General features: G+C 40.4%; 21 protein-coding genes. 11 read left to right on the forward strand and 10 right to left on the reverse strand.

The window, feature by feature from the left end:
- Positions 1-118: 118 nt before the first annotated feature.
- The 5 genes from AB6735_RS13490 to AB6735_RS13510 are packed head-to-tail and all read right to left on the reverse strand — an operon-like array spanning position 119 to position 2,571.
- On the reverse strand, positions 119-535 hold the full coding sequence (locus AB6735_RS13490) for a hypothetical protein (RefSeq protein WP_370996371.1): 417 nt from the start codon (positions 533-535) through the stop codon (positions 119-121).
- Positions 536-565: 30 nt separating this feature from the next.
- On the reverse strand, positions 566-988 hold the full coding sequence (locus tag AB6735_RS13495) for a cytochrome c (RefSeq protein ID WP_370996372.1): 423 nt from the start codon (positions 986-988) through the stop codon (positions 566-568).
- Positions 985-1,641, reverse strand: coding sequence for an SCO family protein (locus AB6735_RS13500; protein ID WP_370996373.1), 657 nt, complete (start codon positions 1,639-1,641; stop codon positions 985-987). Before AB6735_RS13500 ends, AB6735_RS13495 begins: the two co-directional genes overlap by 4 nt.
- Positions 1,638-2,048 (reverse strand): hypothetical protein, encoded by a 411-nt coding sequence (locus tag AB6735_RS13505; RefSeq protein WP_370996374.1) that lies wholly within the window; start codon positions 2,046-2,048, stop codon positions 1,638-1,640. The genes AB6735_RS13500 and AB6735_RS13505 overlap by 4 nt, the downstream gene beginning before the upstream one ends.
- Positions 2,049-2,100: 52 nt before the next feature.
- Positions 2,101-2,571: a DinB family protein gene (locus AB6735_RS13510; RefSeq protein ID WP_370996375.1), complete on the reverse strand. Its 471-nt coding sequence runs from the start codon at positions 2,569-2,571 to the stop codon at positions 2,101-2,103.
- A gap of 430 nt (positions 2,572-3,001) precedes the next feature.
- On the opposite strand from AB6735_RS13510, the gene AB6735_RS13515 reads away from it, so the two are divergent.
- Complete coding sequence (locus AB6735_RS13515) at positions 3,002-4,372, forward strand: GH1 family beta-glucosidase (protein ID WP_370996376.1); 1,371 nt, start codon at positions 3,002-3,004, stop codon at positions 4,370-4,372.
- Positions 4,373-4,460: 88 nt separating this feature from the next.
- Here the strand turns inward: AB6735_RS13515 and AB6735_RS13520 are convergent, their stop codons facing one another.
- Positions 4,461-5,642 carry an acyl-CoA dehydrogenase family protein gene (locus AB6735_RS13520; protein ID WP_370996377.1) on the reverse strand — a complete coding sequence of 394 codons (1,182 nt, stop codon included), beginning with the start codon at positions 5,640-5,642 and terminating at the stop codon, positions 4,461-4,463.
- A gap of 239 nt (positions 5,643-5,881) precedes the next feature.
- On the opposite strand from AB6735_RS13520, the gene folB reads away from it, so the two are divergent.
- Together folB and AB6735_RS13530 are read left to right on the forward strand one after the other, a co-directional pair.
- The gene (gene folB / locus AB6735_RS13525) at positions 5,882-6,241 is read left to right on the forward strand and encodes a dihydroneopterin aldolase (protein WP_370996378.1); all 360 of its coding nucleotides are present in this window, start codon (positions 5,882-5,884) and stop codon (positions 6,239-6,241) included.
- Positions 6,238-7,635 (forward strand): FAD-binding oxidoreductase, encoded by a 1,398-nt coding sequence (locus AB6735_RS13530; RefSeq protein ID WP_370996379.1) that lies wholly within the window; start codon positions 6,238-6,240, stop codon positions 7,633-7,635. The genes folB and AB6735_RS13530 overlap by 4 nt, the downstream gene beginning before the upstream one ends.
- A 94-nt stretch (positions 7,636-7,729) precedes the next feature.
- Here the strand turns inward: AB6735_RS13530 and AB6735_RS13535 are convergent, their stop codons facing one another.
- Positions 7,730-8,176: a thioesterase family protein gene (locus AB6735_RS13535; protein ID WP_166086605.1), complete on the reverse strand. Its 447-nt coding sequence runs from the start codon at positions 8,174-8,176 to the stop codon at positions 7,730-7,732.
- 136 nt (positions 8,177-8,312) lie between these two features.
- Here AB6735_RS13535 and AB6735_RS13540 point away from each other — a divergent pair, with 136 nt between their 5' ends.
- Positions 8,313-8,753, forward strand: coding sequence for an Hsp20/alpha crystallin family protein (locus AB6735_RS13540; protein WP_370996380.1), 441 nt, complete (start codon positions 8,313-8,315; stop codon positions 8,751-8,753).
- A 723-nt stretch (positions 8,754-9,476) separates the two neighbouring features.
- On the opposite strand, the gene AB6735_RS13545 is transcribed toward AB6735_RS13540, so the two are convergent.
- Positions 9,477-9,965: a DUF1772 domain-containing protein gene (locus AB6735_RS13545; protein ID WP_370996381.1), complete on the reverse strand. Its 489-nt coding sequence runs from the start codon at positions 9,963-9,965 to the stop codon at positions 9,477-9,479.
- Positions 9,966-9,983: 18 nt separating this feature from the next.
- Entirely contained in the window at positions 9,984-10,316 is a 333-nt protein-coding gene (locus tag AB6735_RS13550) for a cytochrome c (RefSeq protein ID WP_370996382.1), read from the reverse strand.
- A 233-nt stretch (positions 10,317-10,549) separates the two neighbouring features.
- Between AB6735_RS13550 and AB6735_RS13555 the strand changes: the two genes are divergently transcribed.
- The 5 genes from AB6735_RS13555 (at position 10,550) to AB6735_RS13575 (ending at position 14,955) form a co-directional block, all read left to right on the forward strand.
- The gene (locus AB6735_RS13555; protein ID WP_370996383.1) at positions 10,550-11,902 is read left to right on the forward strand and encodes a PhoH family protein; all 1,353 of its coding nucleotides are present in this window, start codon (positions 10,550-10,552) and stop codon (positions 11,900-11,902) included.
- Positions 11,903-12,011: 109 nt separating this feature from the next.
- A complete protein-coding gene (locus tag AB6735_RS13560) occupies positions 12,012-12,671 on the forward strand; it encodes an MBL fold metallo-hydrolase (RefSeq protein ID WP_370996384.1) in 660 nt (219 codons plus the stop codon).
- A 281-nt stretch (positions 12,672-12,952) separates the two neighbouring features.
- Positions 12,953-13,585: an HAD family hydrolase gene (locus AB6735_RS13565; protein ID WP_370996385.1), complete on the forward strand. Its 633-nt coding sequence runs from the start codon at positions 12,953-12,955 to the stop codon at positions 13,583-13,585.
- A 48-nt stretch (positions 13,586-13,633) separates the two neighbouring features.
- Positions 13,634-14,413, forward strand: a complete 780-nt coding sequence (locus AB6735_RS13570) for a DUF6438 domain-containing protein (RefSeq protein ID WP_370996386.1) — start codon at positions 13,634-13,636, stop codon at positions 14,411-14,413.
- Positions 14,414-14,568: 155 nt separating this feature from the next.
- Positions 14,569-14,955 carry a hypothetical protein gene (locus AB6735_RS13575; RefSeq protein WP_370996387.1) on the forward strand — a complete coding sequence of 129 codons (387 nt, stop codon included), beginning with the start codon at positions 14,569-14,571 and terminating at the stop codon, positions 14,953-14,955.
- A gap of 40 nt (positions 14,956-14,995) precedes the next feature.
- Here the strand turns inward: AB6735_RS13575 and AB6735_RS13580 are convergent, their stop codons facing one another.
- Positions 14,996-15,469, reverse strand: a complete 474-nt coding sequence (locus tag AB6735_RS13580) for a PA2169 family four-helix-bundle protein (protein WP_370996388.1) — start codon at positions 15,467-15,469, stop codon at positions 14,996-14,998.
- A 292-nt stretch (positions 15,470-15,761) separates the two neighbouring features.
- Between AB6735_RS13580 and kaiC the strand changes: the two genes are divergently transcribed.
- Positions 15,762-17,504, forward strand: coding sequence for a circadian clock protein KaiC (gene kaiC, locus AB6735_RS13585; protein ID WP_370996389.1), 1,743 nt, complete (start codon positions 15,762-15,764; stop codon positions 17,502-17,504).
- A complete protein-coding gene (locus tag AB6735_RS13590; RefSeq protein ID WP_370996390.1) occupies positions 17,504-17,791 on the forward strand; it encodes a circadian clock KaiB family protein in 288 nt (95 codons plus the stop codon). Before kaiC ends, AB6735_RS13590 begins: the two co-directional genes overlap by 1 nt.
- Positions 17,792-17,794 lie beyond the last annotated feature (3 nt).

Raw genomic sequence — 17,794 nt, forward strand, 5'->3', positions numbered from 1 at the left:
CAACTTCAACAAGTCGGGTACTCGCATATACCCCTAAAGTTAAGGTTATCCATTCGTCTTCCCAACACCTGTGGGCTGGAGCCGAGCGACTGCGGAATAACGATTATTATTTTATCTATTATTTTATAGCACTTAAATATGCTTCAACTTTTGAGCGTAACCTATTTTCCTGGAACCGGTAAAGGAACCAGGTCCAGATTAAAAATACAGGAAATATTACGTTTACCCACCAAGGCATAGTATCGCTTCCTGGCAATACTTTGGATGCTACAATTAACCAGAGCAATATGATAATGAATAACTCCATTCTTGGTCTGGCTTCCAACATTACTGATGTTGTTCTTTCGCCCGGTTTAAAGGTTCCAAATACTTTTATCCCTTCAACCATAGATGGTGCGCCTTTCATAATCAGGGTTCCAAATGAATAATCGGCCAGGAACTTATACTCATAGTCACTGATCTTAACAATCGAAAATCCGGCCGGTTGCGCACCCAGGTGTCTTTCAATCATTTCGAAAGAGACGGGTATATTCATATCTTTAGCTAAAAAGAAGAACATCTTTGTCTATTTACACTCTTTCAGATCAGCCTGAACCTGCTGCAGATTGATCAAACCCTGCTTATTGCCAAATGAGTTGGTAACGTAGGTTAATACTTTGGCAACCTCAATAGGCGACAGATCCGCTGCGGCAGGCATTTCACCTTCAAACTCACGACCGGCTATGGTTATTTTTCCTTTTAATCCGTTTTTAAGATAACAGGCCAGTGACAACCGGTTCTGTTTCAAAAAAACAGAATCGGTAAGCGGCGGAATCAGCGACTGAAGGCCTTCGCCTTTTTCGCCATGACAATTTTGGCAGTGGGCCAGGTATAAGACACTACCCCCAGAATAATAACGATTAAACTCCACCTGTTCATCGCTCTGGCACGAGGCCACCACAGCTACGATAAATAATAAGACTGTACCTGTAACAAATGCTAATTTCATTTAGCTGCAACCTGGTCGGGTTCGGTTTTTAAGGTTTTAATATCGGCAATGAGTTTTGTTACCTGCGCCGGATCGGTGCCATCATAGGTGCCACGGAGCCTTTTTTGCTTGTCGACTAAAATAAAGTAACCGTCATGTATGTATTCTCCCTGCGGATTTTTTTCCTGTACCGATACCAGGTAGTTTTTGGCTATCTGATAAGTTTCTTCTTTGGTACCATGTAAAAGCCACCAGGTATTGCCGCTGATGCCCAGTTTGTCGGCATATTTTTTCAATACCGGAACGGTATCATATTTAGGGTCGATGGTATGGGATATGATCTTGAAGTTATCATCAGCCTTAAATTCTTTATACACATTAAGCATATTACGGTGCATTACCGGACAGATGGAAGGGCAGGTGGTGAAAAAGAAATCGGCCACATATATTTTGCCATCTAAACTTTTACCCGTTATGGTATCGGCGTACTGGTTCACAAATTTAAATGCCGGTATGGTGGAGTAAACCGTATCGGTAACCTGTTTGCCATCAACTGTTTTGGTAACCGGTTCCCGATTGCCCAAAATAGGCAGGGTTGCTGTAGTATTATTGCCCCCTTGCTTACAGGCGCTATAAAATGCGATTATAATAAATGCACAGACGATATTTTTCATTTTTTAGGGGTTGTATTGAGATATTTATTAGAAATGGTAACTGCTTTGTTGATCTGCGAATCAATAACCGCTATTTTCTTTTTCTGATCGGTTAAATAATCGATGATCTCCTGGTGCGATTTACCTTTATTTTCCGCATCAAATTTATGCATCCAATCGCTCATAGCGTCATCGGCATTGTCAACTATTTTTAAATAGGCTTTGGCCGAATCTATGTTTACGGTAGTTGGTGCATTTTTGATGATGCTATCCAGAATCATTTTATTTTTCATCAACTGCTCGTCACTGGCCATTACCTTATCATGAACAGCAATAACACTGTCCAAAAGCAATTTTTCCTGCTTTTTACTATCTCCACAGCCCAACAGAACAATAGCTGTTAAAATGGCTAAACTAAATTTTTTCATAGGTCTCTTTCTCAATAGAAGTATGTACTGGCAAATATGGCAAATAAACAGGTTAAATGTCGCTTCTTAGTAATCTTAAATAGTAGCTATAGTCAGTAATTGGTAAACTTTCTGCACCAGCTAATTTTAATTGCTGACCGATTTGCGCCCTGGTGTGCGTACCATGATTAATTACATGGGTTAATATATCTGCCAGTGTGTCTTGTAAATGGTCACCTCTGAAATTCTGATATTTAATTATTTTATCAAAATCAGCGTCAGTTAGTTCATTTAAATAGCTCATCCATAGACCATGACCTTCGGTAACCAGCTGCACACACTCTTCAATGGTATGATCAAACCAGGGACTTGTGAACCTGTTTGGCAAGCCATGACAACGGTCGTACCAAACCTGCTCGGCTGTTAACAGATGCGCAAACAGCTGTAACGGTTTAGGGGGCACATTAGCGTTTATTATAGCTTTCAGGAGCAGATCATTGGCAAAACGGTTATAGTTGAACAGTTTGGTCAGGTGTGTTTTCATGGGGTAAATATATAGACGAAACAAGTATCCGGCTTAAATTGCAAAACTCAAAATCAGGACCTTGTCTGTTTTTTCTGTTTAGGCTATAACATAAAGCATAAAAAACTAATTCATTAAAATAAGTACTTGTATCACAATAAATTACTAACTTTAAATAAAACATACCTGTTCGTTTAAACCGTAATATATTGCGGTTTAATAATATGATAATATAACTGTTACAATTAGGTTATACCTGCATCTTACCTTTGGGTTATATATTAAAAAGCATAGTTATGAAATTCATCACGGTTTTTTCAAGATTGATCAGCAGTGTTCGTGAATGGATGATTCTTAGAAGTATGAGATCATCTTTCATACACTAAATTGTCCGTTAAGTTTTTCTTTCATAAATATAATCGCAATTTTGGGCTTTGCGTAGCTCAATTGAATGGAACTAACTGATCTGGATACAACACTCCGCCAACAACTCTTTAGCCCCGATTTTATTTGGGGCGTTTCAACTGCCGCATTTCAGATAGAAGGCTCACCTGATGCCGATGGCAAAGGTGAATCGGTATGGGATGCTTTTACAGCCAAAAAAGGCAAAATACTCAATGCTGACCATGCCCGCATTGCCTGCGATTTTTATAACCGGTACGAGGAAGATATCGACCTCATCAAACAACTCCACATTCCCAATTTCCGGTTTTCCATATCCTGGTCGCGCCTTTTACCAAACGGTATAGGCGAGGTAAACCAAGCAGGTATTGATTATTATAACCGGGTTATAAACTATTGCATTGAAAAAGGTGTGGAACCCTGGGTTACCGTTTATCACTGGGATTTGCCCCAGGTGCTGGAACAAAAAGGAGGATGGACAAACCGGGATGTAGTTAGCTGGTTCAGCGAATTTGTTACCCTGTGCGCACAAAGCTTCGGCGACCGTGTAAAACACTGGATGGTAATGAACGAACCTGTTGTTTTTACAGGTGCGGGTTATTTTTTTGGAATCCATGCCCCCGGCAGGAGCGGCATCCGGAACTTTATTCCGGCCATACACCATGTGGTGCTCAGCATAACAGCCGGTGCTAAAATATTGCGAAAATTATTACCTGAAGCACAAATAGGCACTACGTTTTCCTGCTCACAAATTACCCCTGCTACCAATAAACCTCGTGATGTTGCCGCAGCTGTAAGGGCCGACGCCCTCATAAACCGCTTGTTTATTGAACCTATTTTAGGCTTGGGCTATCCGGTAAAAGAGTTACCTGTCCTCAAGACCATGCAAAAATATATGCTGCCTGGCGACGAAGACAATATGCGTTTTGATTTTGATTTTATAGGGATCCAGAACTATACCCGCGAGATTGTTAAATATTCCTTTTTTACCCCTTACATCAACGCCAAAATGGTAAAGGCGGAGGATAGAAAGGTTGACGAGCTGACGGCAATGCGCTGGGAGGTTTATCCGCCCTCTATCTATCATATGATCAAAAAGTTTGACGCTTATCCGGGTATAAAAAGCATTATTATTACCGAAAATGGTGCTGCTTTTCCGGATGTGGTGGAGGAGGGTAAAGTAAATGATCCACAGCGACTGCGTTATCTGCAAAACTATATACGCCAGGTTTTAAAGGCAAAAAATGAAGGCTGTAAAGTAAACGGCTATTTTGTTTGGACGCTCACAGACAACTTTGAGTGGGCAGAAGGTTATCATCCCCGTTTTGGGCTCATTTATGTTGACCATACCACACAACAGCGTATTGTTAAGGAGTCCGGAAAATGGTATGCTAAATTTTTATCGGAAAAAGTTGTCTGAATCAGAATTTAAGGATTTTCAGAATTAATCAGTTGGAATTCTGGTAATTCAATAATTCTGAAAATTCTGATTCAGACAATCTGCATATTTATTTAAAAGCGTCTTCCCCGGTGATATCCATACCGGTTATCAACAGATGAATATCATGAGTACCCTCATAAGTGATCACTGATTCCAGGTTCATCATATGCCTCATAATTGAATATTCGCCGGTTATACCCATACCGCCCAGTATCTGACGAGCTTCACGGGCAATGTTTATGGCGGTTTCTACGCTGTTACGCTTGGCCATAGATATTTGAGCGGCGGTTGCCCGGTTCTCATTTTTAAGTACCCCTAAACGCCAAACTAATAATTGGGCCTTGGTGATCTCAGTGATCATTTCGGCCAGTTTCTTTTGCTGTAACTGGAAACCGGCAATAGGGCGGCCAAACTGAACACGTTCTTTAGAATAACGCAAGGCGGTATCATAACAATCCATGGCTGCACCCAGCGCTCCCCAGGCAATACCATAACGCGCCTGGTTAAGGCAACCCAATGGCCCCTTTAAGCCGGCGACATTAGGCAATAGGTTTTCCTTAGGAATTTTTACATGGTCAAAAACCAGCTCGCCGGTGGCCGATGCCCGCAACGACCATTTATTATGCGTAGTAGGGGTAGTAAAACCATCCATGCCACGTTCAACGATCAAGCCACGAATCTTGCCGCTCTCGTCTTTAGCCCAAACAACGGCTATATCGGCAAATGGAGCATTGGATATCCACATTTTGGCGCCATTTAAAACATAGTGGTCGCCGGCATCTTTCATATTAGTGGTCATGCCGCCCGGGTTTGATCCATGATCTGGCTCGGTAAGACCAAAGCAGCCGATCATTTCCCCGGATGCTAATTTGGGCAGATATTTTTTACGTTGTTCCTCAGAACCATAGGCGTAAATAGGATACATCACCAATGATCCCTGAACAGATGAGGTAGACCGGATACCCGAATCACCACGCTCAATTTCCTGCATAATAATGCCATAAGCCATATAATCCAGGCCGGCTCCACCATATTCAACAGGTATGGTTGGGCCAAAGGCGCCTATCTCGGCAAGGCCTTTTATGAGTTGACTGGGGAACTCGGCCTTTTGCGCATAATCCTCAATAATGGGGCTTAATTCTCTTTTCACCCAGTCGCGTACGGATGACCGAATGAGCTTATGTTCTTCGGTTAGCAGTTCATCTAATTGATAATAATCAGGCGATTCATACAGATCTGTTTTAGCCATAATGTTATAGTTGGTGGGCAAATATAGATGATTTAGGATGGAGTTGAGGAAGCCTAAATAGCGGTTTTTGAATACCAGGAGCCACTTTATTTCAAAAACTATGTTTAGATTGTTTAAACCTGCTTTTTGCAAATTATATTTTTTTAAAAAAAATCTCCGGTAGGTCATTTCTGTTAAATTTTAAAGATTCAGGGACATAAACGGGCCTGCTAAATCAAAAAATCAATTACTTTTGGAGTATGATAAACATAGCCTTGCAGGGTGCAGAGTTTTTTGCGTATCACGGATTTTATCCGGAGGAACAAAAAATAGGGTGCCGTTTTCTGGTAGACATAGCGGTAGGTTTCGAGCCGGCAGCAGACTTAAAAGACGGTTTGCATAACACGGTGGACTATGAAAAAATATATATCATAGCCTGCGAAGAAATGAAGATTCCCAGCAAACTGATAGAAACGGTTGGTCAGGCCATTACCAATCGTATTCAAAGCAAGTATCCGTTTGTAAAAACTATTGAAGTAACTGTAAAAAAATTAAATCCCCCATTAACAGGACGTGTAGCCCAATCAAGCGTTACTATTAATTATCCACCAACAACATGAATTATAATATTATAACACTACCTGTAATTGAAGCCATTATGGCCATTGTTGGTGCCGACGCGGTTATTGTGCAGCATGACGATCTTGAAAAGTACAGTCACGATGAAACCGAGGATCTGGTTTATTACCCCGAAGTTGTTGCCAAACCCCAAACTCCTGAAGAAGTTGCCGCCTTATTAAAGCTATGCAATAAGCACCGCATCCCGGTTACACCCCGCGGGGCCGGCACAGGGTTAAGTGGAGGGGCTTTACCCGTTAAAGGAGGTTTGCTGATAGCCATGGAGCGCTTTAATAAAGTATTAGAGATTGATGAGCAAAATCTGCAGGCAACAGTAGAGCCAGGCGTGATCACCGAGGAATTTATGAACCAGGCTGCTGCCAAAGGCTTGCTTTACCCGGTTGACCCGGCCAGCAAAGGTAGTTGCTTTATTGGGGGCAATGTGTCGCATGGTTCAGGTGGGCCACGGGTGGTTAAGTACGGCACCATACGCGAGTATGTATTGAATTTACAGGTAGTTCTGGCTTCGGGCGAGATCATCTGGACGGGCGCAAACACGCTTAAATATGCAGCGGGTTATAATTTAACCCAACTGATAATAGGCTCAGAAGGTACTTTGGGCATTATTACCAAAATTGTAGTTAAACTGATCCCGTTACCAACAATTGATGCTTTGATGCTGGCTTCATTTCCAACCAACGAAGCGGCCTGTGCTGCGGTATCAGCCATATTCAGGGCAGGAATTGTACCGTCGGCTCTGGAGTTTATGGAGCGCAGGGGAGTGGAGTGGGTAAAAGAGCATGACGATATTGCATTTGATCTGAAAGATGATGTTCAGGCCTTTTTACTGATTGAGGTTGACGGCAACAACCAGGATGTGATATTTGCCGATTGTGAAAAGATCAATGCCGTTTTAGAGAACTACAATTGCAGCGATGTGCTGTTTGCCGATTCATCAGCACAAAAAGAAGAAATTTGGCGTTTGCGCCGTACCATGGCAGTATCGGTAAAATCAAACTCAATTTATAAAGAGGAAGATACGGTGGTGCCCCGCGCTGCATTGCCACAACTCATCAAAGGCATCAAAGAAGTGGGCGCCAAATATGGCTTTGAATCAGTTTGTTATGGACACGCCGGTGATGGCAACCTGCATGTAAATATCATCAAGGCCAAAATGAGTGATAGCGACTGGAATAACAAACTCAAATTCGGCATCCGTGAAATTTTTGAACTAACCGTATCATTAGGCGGTACACTTTCCGGCGAACACGGAATAGGCCTGGTTCAAAAAGAATTTATGCCGATAAAATACTCCGATGTTCATTTTGCCCTGTGGAAAGGCATCAAAAAAGTATTTGACCCTAATGGGATCTTAAATCCGGGGAAGATATTTTGATGTGCAGATTACAGATGTGCGGATGTGCAGATGATAAAACGGATATGATCCGGCATCTGCACATCCGCACATTTGCATATCTGCACATCTGATTTTAATTCGTATTCAAAATCAACCTTGGCTCATCATACTCGATCATATTGCGGCGCTCATTGGCTGGTATAGCTACCGATTTATTGGCGCTGTAATCATAACTAATGCAAATCGTTTTGCCGGTAGTTACAATTTCTTCACCTTGTTCGGTTATCTTAACCAGCACATGCATTACATCAAAGCTGCTGTTGCCAATGCGTACGGTGCGTACGTAACAAGCTATCTGGTCATTAATAGTAATGGGTTTCAGGTAATTGATCTCTGACCGGCCCAGGATAATACCAGCATGGTTCCAATCCCAGTTGATGATCTCTTTCCAGTAATTGCTTCTGGCTATTTCAAAATAGGTTAGGTACACGGCATTGTTTACATGTCCGAAGGCATCTATATCTGAAAAACGGATGGGGATGGCCGTTTTGTACTTGTAATCTGTTAGTTTTTCGCTCATTTAGGTCATTTTGTCTGCATGAAATCAAATTAAAGTGACAAACTGTCGCTTATTTATTGATTTTATCGCTTGGTACAACACTTGATTAATAGCTTACGAAGTTAACAAAAACAAAAACTTAAAGGAGATATTAAAAATGACACTTGTAAAATTCAACAACGGATTAAAAAATAACGCGGTAAACCCATTTTTCAATGATGTATTAGATTCTTTATTGAACGACTCATATATCGGTAATAAATTAGTTGCCCGTGTACCTGCAGTAAACATTGCCGAAACTGAAAACGAATTTCAGATTGAATTGGCTGCACCTGGTTTAAAGAAAGAAGATTTTAAGATCAATTTGGATAAGAATGTATTAACCGTTTCGTCCGAAAAGAAAAGCGAAAGCGTAGAAGAAGCTAAAAAATTCAGCAAACGCGAATACAGCTACAACTCTTTCAGCCGGTCATTCACTTTACCAGAAAGCGCCGATCATTCAAAAATTGAAGCTGATTACACTGATGGCGTATTGAGGCTTACTATAACCAAAAAAGAAGAAGCTAAATTTCAATCAAGAGAAATAGCTATCAAATAATTAAAGATTGTTTTCATAGAGTAGTTAGTTTGGTTTTTTAGAGAGGTTGCTCCGTTTGGAGCGGCCTTTTTTGTGCGATTAATCGGACATTACGAGTGCTCTTTTATCAAATAAATCCAATCATTTATTCATTTTAGGCATTTTTAAAAGTTCGATAATTGCTAATTTTTTCATTTGGTGTGAATAATTACATTGTTTGTAACCATTGCTGTTTTTCAACGATAGATAAATAATTGTCTGTAAATCAGCATTTAGAAAATGTTTATAAGTTAATTTCAAATGTTAATAAAGTGTTAATAAAAAATAAATAAAACTCTTGCAGAATTACCAATATGTCCCGATATTGAAATCATCAAGAACGACGTACATTGACAGCCTTTCAGGATTACAGAAATTGAATCGGGTGAACCTTCGGGGGAACTAAAGATCAAGGAAGTGCCTGAGTCACATGAAAAAATGATAAAACGAAAGTCTTTGAAAAAAGATTGTGATTAAAAGAGGTATTGGGGAAATGCAGGAACTTCACGGAGAACCGCAACTGAACCAATGACATTGAAGGAGTCGACAGTTCGAGAGAACGACGGACGAGATCATGTCGGTGATGATACACAAAACTTGATGCTACTGGGATGCTACGGCAGAACAGTGGTTGGGAAACGGGAGCTCAATTCGAAAGAAAAGACTCCCGTTTTCGTATTTATAAGGTTTTGGGATCCATCCAGCTTACTTACTTTCGCAACAGCAGCTCACAATAACTAATATCAGGCTTATTACATTGGCCAGGGTCCTGATGTTGTGCAGAAAATTCCAGGGTCCCTCAAACATTGTCCGGTATGCCGAAAGGTCCTTAGCTGATGCGGTTTCTGCATTGAGCCGGGCTAAAGCATCATTTAAAGGGACATTTCCAAACATGGTTACGCCAAATACACCAATAACGTAAACCAGAGCTGCGCTGACCAGCAGTATAAAGCGCGTATTCATCCCCGGAGTATAATTTAAGTATGCGCTTAGTGGTAGCAACAATAGCGTCCCCATAAAACTGGCAAAAAACAGCGGGTTTAAAATCTGCACGTTGATGGAGTTCATGGCGGCAATGTATTCGCGGTCGGTCAGTTTACCCAATCCTAAATTTACAGAGCAGGTATATCCGTAAAACAAGCCAGCAATTAAGGCGGTGGCTGTTGCTGTGATTATTAAAATCAGAGTTGTCATATTCATCTTGATCATGGTTTACTTTCTTAATGTTTTAATGTATTCAATTACTGAGCTTATCTGGCTGATTGATAGTTTTTTGCCCCAATTGGGCATAATGCCACGGCCATTACTAATGGTGTTAAGCAATTCATTATTATCTAATTTACTGAGTTGTAAATTCTTGGCTCCCCAACGACCTCTCGTGCCATCGTTCCCATGGCAGGTAGCGCATTTCTTTTCGAACAGGGCCTTACCGGTCAAAGGTGGGTTTTGAGCGTAAGCCGCATGATGATAAACCAGGATTGCAATGGTTATAAGAGGAATAAGCCATCGCCGTATTTTGCTATTGTTAAAAATTGATGATGTCATGGCGTTTATTTTTTGATAAAATTGCTACGATATCAAAAAATAAAATAGAACAAAACCGACAGGGAGGTAAAATCTAAATCCTAAGTTCTAAAATCTAAATCCGAAATATTAAGCTCTAAATCTTAACATTAAATTCTAAATCAAAATAAATCCGAAATCGAACATCCGAATTTTAAAATCCAAGATCATCTTTGTGCTTGAAACTAAAAACAGATTCCTTAAATTAGTCGGATATGAATAAAGATGGTAAGAACGGGACTATTGGAAGTAATAAAATATTTGTTTTAGATACCTCAGTGATCCTTTACGATCACAACGCATTTCAGAATTTCCAGGAACATGACGTGGCCATACCCATACAGGTGCTGGAAGAACTGGACAATAAAAAAAATGGTAACGATACTCGCAATTTTGAAGCCCGCAGTTTTATCCGCCTCATGGATGATCTGTCGCGCAATAGCCTGGTAAATGAATGGATCCCATTAAACGGCAAAAGTAAAGGCAGCTTCAAAGTAGCGATGGACGTTAAAACCACCGCGGTTGATGCTGAGGAAGTATTTGGTTCTGATAAAACCGATCACCGCATCCTAAACGCGGCCTTAGGTTTACAGGAAGAGAACCCTGAAAAAAAAGTAGTGCTGGTATCTAAAGATATATGCCTGCGACTTAAGGCCAAGGCGCTTAACCTGCACGCGGAAGATTATGAAACCGGCAAGATCAAAAATCTGGATGAATTATATACCGGCCAAACGGATGTAAATAAGGTAACCGAAAAGCTGATCAACCAGCTCAACAAGCATGAAAACCTACCCGCCGAAAGTTTGCATATCACATCATATACCAATAATCACTTCTACATATTAAAAGGTAAAAACAGCGATGTGCCTGGTTTTTATAACACCCAAACCCGCCAGCTCGAAAAAGTTATTGAACAACCGGTATTTAACATATTACCCAAAAATATTGAGCAGGCTTTTGCTATTCATGCCTTATTACATCCCGATATTAAACTGGTAACTATACAGGGCAACGCTGGCACAGGTAAAACCTTGCTGGCCCTGGCCAGTGCGTTGGAGCAGAGAAAATATTATCGTCAAATTTTTGTTACACGCCCTATTGTACCTTTAAGTAATAAGGATATCGGTTTTTTACCTGGTGATATCAAATCTAAAATTGATCCATATATGGCACCGATATGGGATAACCTGAAGTTTATAAAAGACCAGTTTATGGACGATGAAAAAATGCAGGCCAAAATTGATGAACTGGTAACTAATGATAAAATATCGATAGCCCCGCTTGCCTTTATCCGAGGTCGTACGCTGAGCAAGATATTTTTTATTGTAGACGAGGCCCAGAATTTGACTCCACATGAGGTAAAAACCATTATATCGCGTGCCGGCGAAAACAGCAAATTTGTTTTTACCGGCGATATTTACCAGATAGATACACCATACTTGGATGCAGAAAGCAACGGTTTATCCTACCTGATAGACAAAGCCAAGGGACACCCATTATATGCACACATCACCCTGCAAAAGGGGGAGCGGAGCGAACTGGCCAATTTGGCAAATGAATTGTTGTGAGATTAGTATCAAGTAGTTAGTATCAAGTATCACGACAGCTACATTTGCTTCACGAGGTATTCAAAAATCTTGATACTTGATACTAACTACTTGATAATAAAACAGTTATATGAAAATATCAAAATACCTGCATTCGTGTCTCGTTTTTGAGCTTGATGGCTATAAGATTTTATTTGATCCCGGTGATATTTCTTTTATCGAGGGGCTGGTAAACCCAGAAATGTTTGCCGATGTTGATATTGTAGTGATTACCCACATCCATCCGGATCATTTTGTAATAGATATTTTACAAAAAATTATTGCGATTAGTGGCGCACAGGTGGTCACAAATAGTCAAGTTGGTGAGCAGTTAGATAACGCCGGAATAAAATATTTACTCCTGGAAGAAGGGGTGGAGCACTTCGGCCCCTTTAAATTGGAGGCTTTTCCGGTACAGCACGCACTGATCATGGATAACCCTTTACCTCAAATGACGGGCTTTGTGATCAACGATAGGGTGCTGCACCCGGTCGACTCAATGGAAGATAAATTATTGAAATTCAAAGGAATAGAGTTATTGATTATGATAACCATGGCCCCGTTTGCCAGCGAAGTAATGATATCCGCCTTTGCCGACAAGCTGCATCCCCGCCAGATATTACCCGTTCATGATGGCTATGCCAAAACGTTCTTCATTCAGAAAAGATATGGTGCTTACGTGAAACATTTTGACAAACTGGGCATAAAGTTTCATGAAGTATACCAAATAGGCGATAGTATCAGCATCTGATTTGGGGTTTAGGATGTTTGATTTCGAAATAATGAGACATTAGCTACAATTTAATTGTCTTATTATCAGATTATTACTATAAATTCAAAGTGCTAAAATTGGGGCATAAAAAAAGCCCCTACCTTTTACGGTAGAGGCCCTATGGAACCAACCTCCTGCTAAGCTGGCCCACATTAACCTTATCACACTGCTAAGGTGAAGATTAATAATGAAGAAAACATGAACTTCTGTTTTATGCTTGGTGTAAATTTTACATCTTAGCAAAAAACAATATTCCTTGTATGCAGAAACCCGATAGTCTGATATTCGACATGGACGGAACCCTTTGGGATGCCGTTGATACCTACGCCAATTCCTGGAATCTCGTATTCGAAAAAATGAGTATACAACGTGTCATCGATCGTAATGATCTGATGCAGCTGATGGGCATGGAGGGTAAAAAACTAACCAAAGTACTCATGCCCGATTTTGATGACGACAGGGCACAGGGTATTTATATGGATGTAAATGAAACACGCCGGCAGATACTCCCCACCAGCGGCGGCGTCATGTACGAGGGGGTGACTGAAGGTATCAAACAATTGGCAACTAAATACAAACTCTTTATACTCAGTAATTGTGCCATAGGTATTATCCCTTTATTTATAAGTTGGGCTAAAATTGAAGATGATATTACCGACTCCATGGCTTATGGACAAAACAATATGCCCAAACATCATAACATGCAACTGCTGATTGACAAGCACCAGCTAAAGCATCCGGTTTATATTGGTGATACCAATGGTGACGCTGAGCAGACACGTATGGCAGGGATACCGTTTATATTTGTGACCTATGGTTTTGGCAAAACAGACGATTACGCATTGAAGTTTGATGATTTCGGATCATTAACAAAATATTATATGAGTTTGTAAGTTTTTAAAACGTTAGCCAAATTTCATCTACCCCTAAAATATGCCCCAATGGTAAAACGTGAACTCTACCTGCTGTTATTTCTGCTGACTTCAGCCTCATCATTCGCCCAAAAAGTACAGATTGATGCCGAACGCTGGATAACCAAAGACCTGGGCCACCTTTACTTCGCCGACAAAAAAGTATATTATAATTTTGTGGGAAACGCTGGTATTAAAGACCATTATGTCATTGTGAATGATACGCTGATCTTATCTGATATCTTTAGGAGCAGTGCCGATAATTTTAAGCAACAACACCGCGATGATTTCAAGTTTTTAATAAGACACGCCGACTATAATCGCATGTATTTAAAAGCTGTTGAACCCAATGCCATCAAATTAGCGGGTACTATTACTTACGAGTTCCTGAACTTCAAAAACAGCTACGATAAAAACATCAAATTCTCCAAGCTCTATTTTTTATCATCCACCTGCTTTGGTGACTGCCCACAGCTGGGTATCGAAATATGGCCGAATGGTGATTATCATCTAAAAGCAGGCGAACACGCTGCACCATACAAAGGCGATTATACCGGAAAATTAAGTCAGAGTCAGCTGGATACTTTAAACTATTGGCTAAAGCATAGCGAGCTAAAAAAAATGAACGACTGGCAGCAAGGCAACCAGGTGGTTGACGCGCCAAACTACTACTTTGCTATTGATTTTGTTGACAGCAAAAAGAAACTGAGCATCAACACCAACGAGCCCCCGTTAAATATTATCGACCTGATAAATTTCATGCTTTCATCATACAAAAATGTAAAACTCACTCCTGTTGGTAATAATTGATGAGAATCAAGAGATAAGAGTCAGGAGTCAAGACAAGAAACTGCTTTTCTTATATTTAACAATAGTATGATCTTACTATGCTGTTTTTCCTGATTCTTAACTCTTGATTCCTGACTCTTAGTTTTATTTTGTAGTTTAGATAAAAATATATCTATATGAAAGGCCGCACCAAAGCAATTATTTTAGTCGTAATATTAGTATTGATCGCCGGGTTTTCCTACCAGCGTTATTTCTTTGTTTTTGGCGAAGGCGCAAAGGCTGGCACCATGAACTACTTTGTAAAAAAAGGATATCTCTTTAAAACCTACGAAGGCCGGCTAATACAAAGCGGTATAAAAACACCACAGGGAGGCGGTAATATCTCCTCAAACGAATTTATATTTTCTGTTACCGACGAGAAAGTTGCCCAAAAATTAAGCAGCAGTGCCGGTTCCTATCTGGAATTACACTATAAACAATATCTGCATGCCTTACCATGGCGCGGCGTAAGTGTATTTGTTGTAGACAGCATTATTTCGGAAAAACCGGCTATTAGTCAATAATCCATCGGATTAGTTCTCTTAATTGTATCAGTGCAAAATATTATGCACTGACCTCTGCATCGCGTAAGGCTTTAATGGTATCATGGGCAACCCTTAAACTTTCCAGCTGCTTTTTAAGAATAAATACAACCTGCTGATCTTCCCATATCAGCTCTTTATCGTCCAGTGCTGCCCTGTAGGCTTTTTTGGCAACATCCTCAGCGCGTTCACAATCAGCCAAAATGCTTTGTCGGTCTTTACTTCCGAAAGCAGCTTTAACATCTATCCAGGTATTATTCAATTTTCCGGATAAGGTAGTACCATCGGTAGGGTCACCACCCAACACGTGGATGTACTCTCTTAGTTCCGAAACATTGCTTTTACTTTGATCAATATATTCCTTAAAAAGCAAATTCAAGCCTGTTTCTTTGGTGTTTTCATTAGCTTTTGTATAACCTGCTATACGGTCGTTATTTATTTTAATCAGATCGTTAAGTGCCGATATCTGGTGTTGTATATGTTGTAAAGTTCCCATGATTATATTTTTATAACTAATAAACATAACAAATGAGTTAATGTTTTTTAATTAAAATAAATCAACCCTAAGCCTTAGTAGCATAATTCTATTTATTATTGAAGTTTTGGAATGTACTTTTCCCGTACCCTACAAAACCAATATTATCAATTTCTGTTAAAGATGCTATTATAAATTACCGGGGCTTAAAACAATTTAAGCCCGATAAGCATTTATTAACCATTTAGCATGAAAATAACCTTCAGTCCCCGGATTAACATGATTAGGGGGATTGAAAAAAACACTTGTTACAATGACTAAATCTCATAAAAAACAACAACAAACCGATATAAAATCGCTGCCTAAAACACCTACAGGCATCAACGGACTTGATGAAATAACCGGTGGGGGATTACCTCAGGGCCGGCCTACGCTTATTTGCGGGGAAGCCGGTTGCGGTAAAACCCTCATGTCACTTGAGTTTATAGTTCGTGGGGCGCTCATGTTTAATGAACCGGGTGTTTTTATGGCTTTTGAAGAAAAAACCGACGAATTAGCGCTGAACGTAGCTTCGCTTGGTTTTGATCTTTATGAATTACAGGATAAGAAAAAAGTAAAATTAGATCATGTACACATTGACCGGAGTGAGATAGAAGAGACCGGTGAATACGATCTGGAAGGATTGTTTATCAGATTAGGTCATGCCATTGATAGCATTGGAGCCAAAAGAGTAGTGCTCGATACCATCGAAAACCTGTTTTCGGGTTTAAGCAATCAAACTATTTTACGGGCAGAATTGCGCAGGCTTTTCGCATTTCTTAAAAATAAAGGCGTAACAGCCATTATAACCGGCGAAAAAGGAGATGGTGGTGCTTTAACACGACAAGGATTAGAGGAGTATGTATCAGATTGTGTGATCCTGCTTGACCACCGGGTTATCAATCAGATCTCAACCCGCCGCCTCCGTGTTGTAAAATACAGGGGTTCACAGCATGGCACCAATGAGTACCCGTTTTTAATTGACGAGGATGGTATTTCTGTATTACCTGTGACTTCATTAGTGCTCGAAAAAGCGGTTTCTTCCAAAAGAGTATCCTCTGGCATCCCTGCATTGGATTATATGCTTGGCGGGCAGGGTTTTTTTCATGGAAGCAGTATATTAGTTTCGGGAACTGCCGGAACCGGCAAAACCAGTATCGGGGCTTATTTTGCGGCCGAAACTTGCAAACAGAAAAAGAAATGTCTCTATTTTGCCTTTGAAGAATCGCCTAACCAGATTATCCGCAACATGAAATCGATTAATATCGATCTGCAGCCTTATGTTAATAGCGGGCTATTACGATTTCACGCTTCGCGCCCCACCTTGTATGGGCTGGAAATGCACCTGGTAGCTATTTATAAACTAATCAAGCAATTTAAACCAGCAACGGTAATATTAGACCCGATAACCAACCTAATTACCGTAGGCTCGGTAAGTGAAGTGAAATCGATGCTGGTACGATTGATAGACTTTTTACAGAACGAGCAGATCACGGTGATGTTCACCGCATTATCGCTCAATACCGTGGTAAATGAACAAACCGACGAGGGCGTATCATCATTGGTTGATACCTGGATGCTGGTACGCGATATTGAACACAACGGCGAGCGTAACCGTGGTTTATACATCATGAAATCGCGCGGGATGAAACATTCAAACCAGGTACGTGAATTTATTATAACCGACAAAGGGCTGGATTTAGTGGATGTTTACCTGGGTCCCGAAGGCGTTTTAACAGGATCGGCCCGGGAAGCGCAACAGCTTAAAGAAAGAACCGGAGTAGCGCTACGCGATTTTGCCGTATTACGAAAAGACAAAGAGATTAACCGTAAACGTAAAGTACTGGAAGCTAAAATCTCCAATTTACAGGCTGAGTTTGAATCTGTAGAGGAGGAGCTGAACAGAATATATTACGAAGACGAGCTAAAACAACAAATAATGGATAAAAACCGGGATGAGATAACGAAAATGAGAAGGGGGATAAAAGAGGAAAGTCCTACAAAGAAGAAGAAATAATGGAAACAGAAGAAATAAATTATGAGTTAAGATTATATGTTGCTGGCAAAACAGCAAAATCCGCCACCGCGTTATCTAATCTTAAAAAATATTGCGAAGAACATTTAAAGGGGCAGTACACTATTGAAGTAATTGACCTTTTAGTAAAACCACAATTGGCCGAAGGCGACCAGATATTTGCCATCCCTACGTTGGTGCGCAAAGTTCCGGAGCCTATCCGTAAAATAATCGGAGATCTGTCAAATGAAGAAAAAGTATTGGTAGGCTTAGATATACGCCCACGTTAAACC

It is taken from the genome of Mucilaginibacter sp. RCC_168, from assembly GCF_041355315.1.
GTDB lineage: Bacteria > Bacteroidota > Bacteroidia > Sphingobacteriales > Sphingobacteriaceae > Mucilaginibacter.

Excerpts from the sequence above, each read along its gene's own strand:
- AB6735_RS13490 (WP_370996371.1), bottom strand. The coding sequence starts at position 535 with ATGAATATACCCGTCTCTTTCGAAATGATTGAAAGACACCTGGGTGCG.
- AB6735_RS13495 (WP_370996372.1), bottom strand. The coding sequence starts at position 988 with ATGAAATTAGCATTTGTTACAGGTACAGTCTTATTATTTATCGTAGCT.
- AB6735_RS13500 (WP_370996373.1), bottom strand. The coding sequence starts at position 1,641 with ATGAAAAATATCGTCTGTGCATTTATTATAATCGCATTTTATAGCGCC.
- AB6735_RS13505 (WP_370996374.1), bottom strand. The coding sequence starts at position 2,048 with ATGAAAAAATTTAGTTTAGCCATTTTAACAGCTATTGTTCTGTTGGGC.
- AB6735_RS13510 (WP_370996375.1), bottom strand. The coding sequence starts at position 2,571 with ATGAAAACACACCTGACCAAACTGTTCAACTATAACCGTTTTGCCAAT.
- AB6735_RS13515 (WP_370996376.1), top strand. The coding sequence starts at position 3,002 with ATGGAACTAACTGATCTGGATACAACACTCCGCCAACAACTCTTTAGC.
- AB6735_RS13520 (WP_370996377.1), bottom strand. The coding sequence starts at position 5,642 with ATGGCTAAAACAGATCTGTATGAATCGCCTGATTATTATCAATTAGAT.
- folB (WP_370996378.1), top strand. The coding sequence starts at position 5,882 with ATGATAAACATAGCCTTGCAGGGTGCAGAGTTTTTTGCGTATCACGGA.
- AB6735_RS13530 (WP_370996379.1), top strand. The coding sequence starts at position 6,238 with ATGAATTATAATATTATAACACTACCTGTAATTGAAGCCATTATGGCC.
- AB6735_RS13535 (WP_166086605.1), bottom strand. The coding sequence starts at position 8,176 with ATGAGCGAAAAACTAACAGATTACAAGTACAAAACGGCCATCCCCATC.
- AB6735_RS13540 (WP_370996380.1), top strand. The coding sequence starts at position 8,313 with ATGACACTTGTAAAATTCAACAACGGATTAAAAAATAACGCGGTAAAC.
- AB6735_RS13545 (WP_370996381.1), bottom strand. The coding sequence starts at position 9,965 with ATGACAACTCTGATTTTAATAATCACAGCAACAGCCACCGCCTTAATT.
- AB6735_RS13550 (WP_370996382.1), bottom strand. The coding sequence starts at position 10,316 with ATGACATCATCAATTTTTAACAATAGCAAAATACGGCGATGGCTTATT.
- AB6735_RS13555 (WP_370996383.1), top strand. The coding sequence starts at position 10,550 with ATGAATAAAGATGGTAAGAACGGGACTATTGGAAGTAATAAAATATTT.
- AB6735_RS13560 (WP_370996384.1), top strand. The coding sequence starts at position 12,012 with ATGAAAATATCAAAATACCTGCATTCGTGTCTCGTTTTTGAGCTTGAT.
- AB6735_RS13565 (WP_370996385.1), top strand. The coding sequence starts at position 12,953 with ATGCAGAAACCCGATAGTCTGATATTCGACATGGACGGAACCCTTTGG.
- AB6735_RS13570 (WP_370996386.1), top strand. The coding sequence starts at position 13,634 with ATGGTAAAACGTGAACTCTACCTGCTGTTATTTCTGCTGACTTCAGCC.
- AB6735_RS13575 (WP_370996387.1), top strand. The coding sequence starts at position 14,569 with ATGAAAGGCCGCACCAAAGCAATTATTTTAGTCGTAATATTAGTATTG.
- AB6735_RS13580 (WP_370996388.1), bottom strand. The coding sequence starts at position 15,469 with ATGGGAACTTTACAACATATACAACACCAGATATCGGCACTTAACGAT.
- kaiC (WP_370996389.1), top strand. The coding sequence starts at position 15,762 with ATGACTAAATCTCATAAAAAACAACAACAAACCGATATAAAATCGCTG.
- AB6735_RS13590 (WP_370996390.1), top strand. The coding sequence starts at position 17,504 with ATGGAAACAGAAGAAATAAATTATGAGTTAAGATTATATGTTGCTGGC.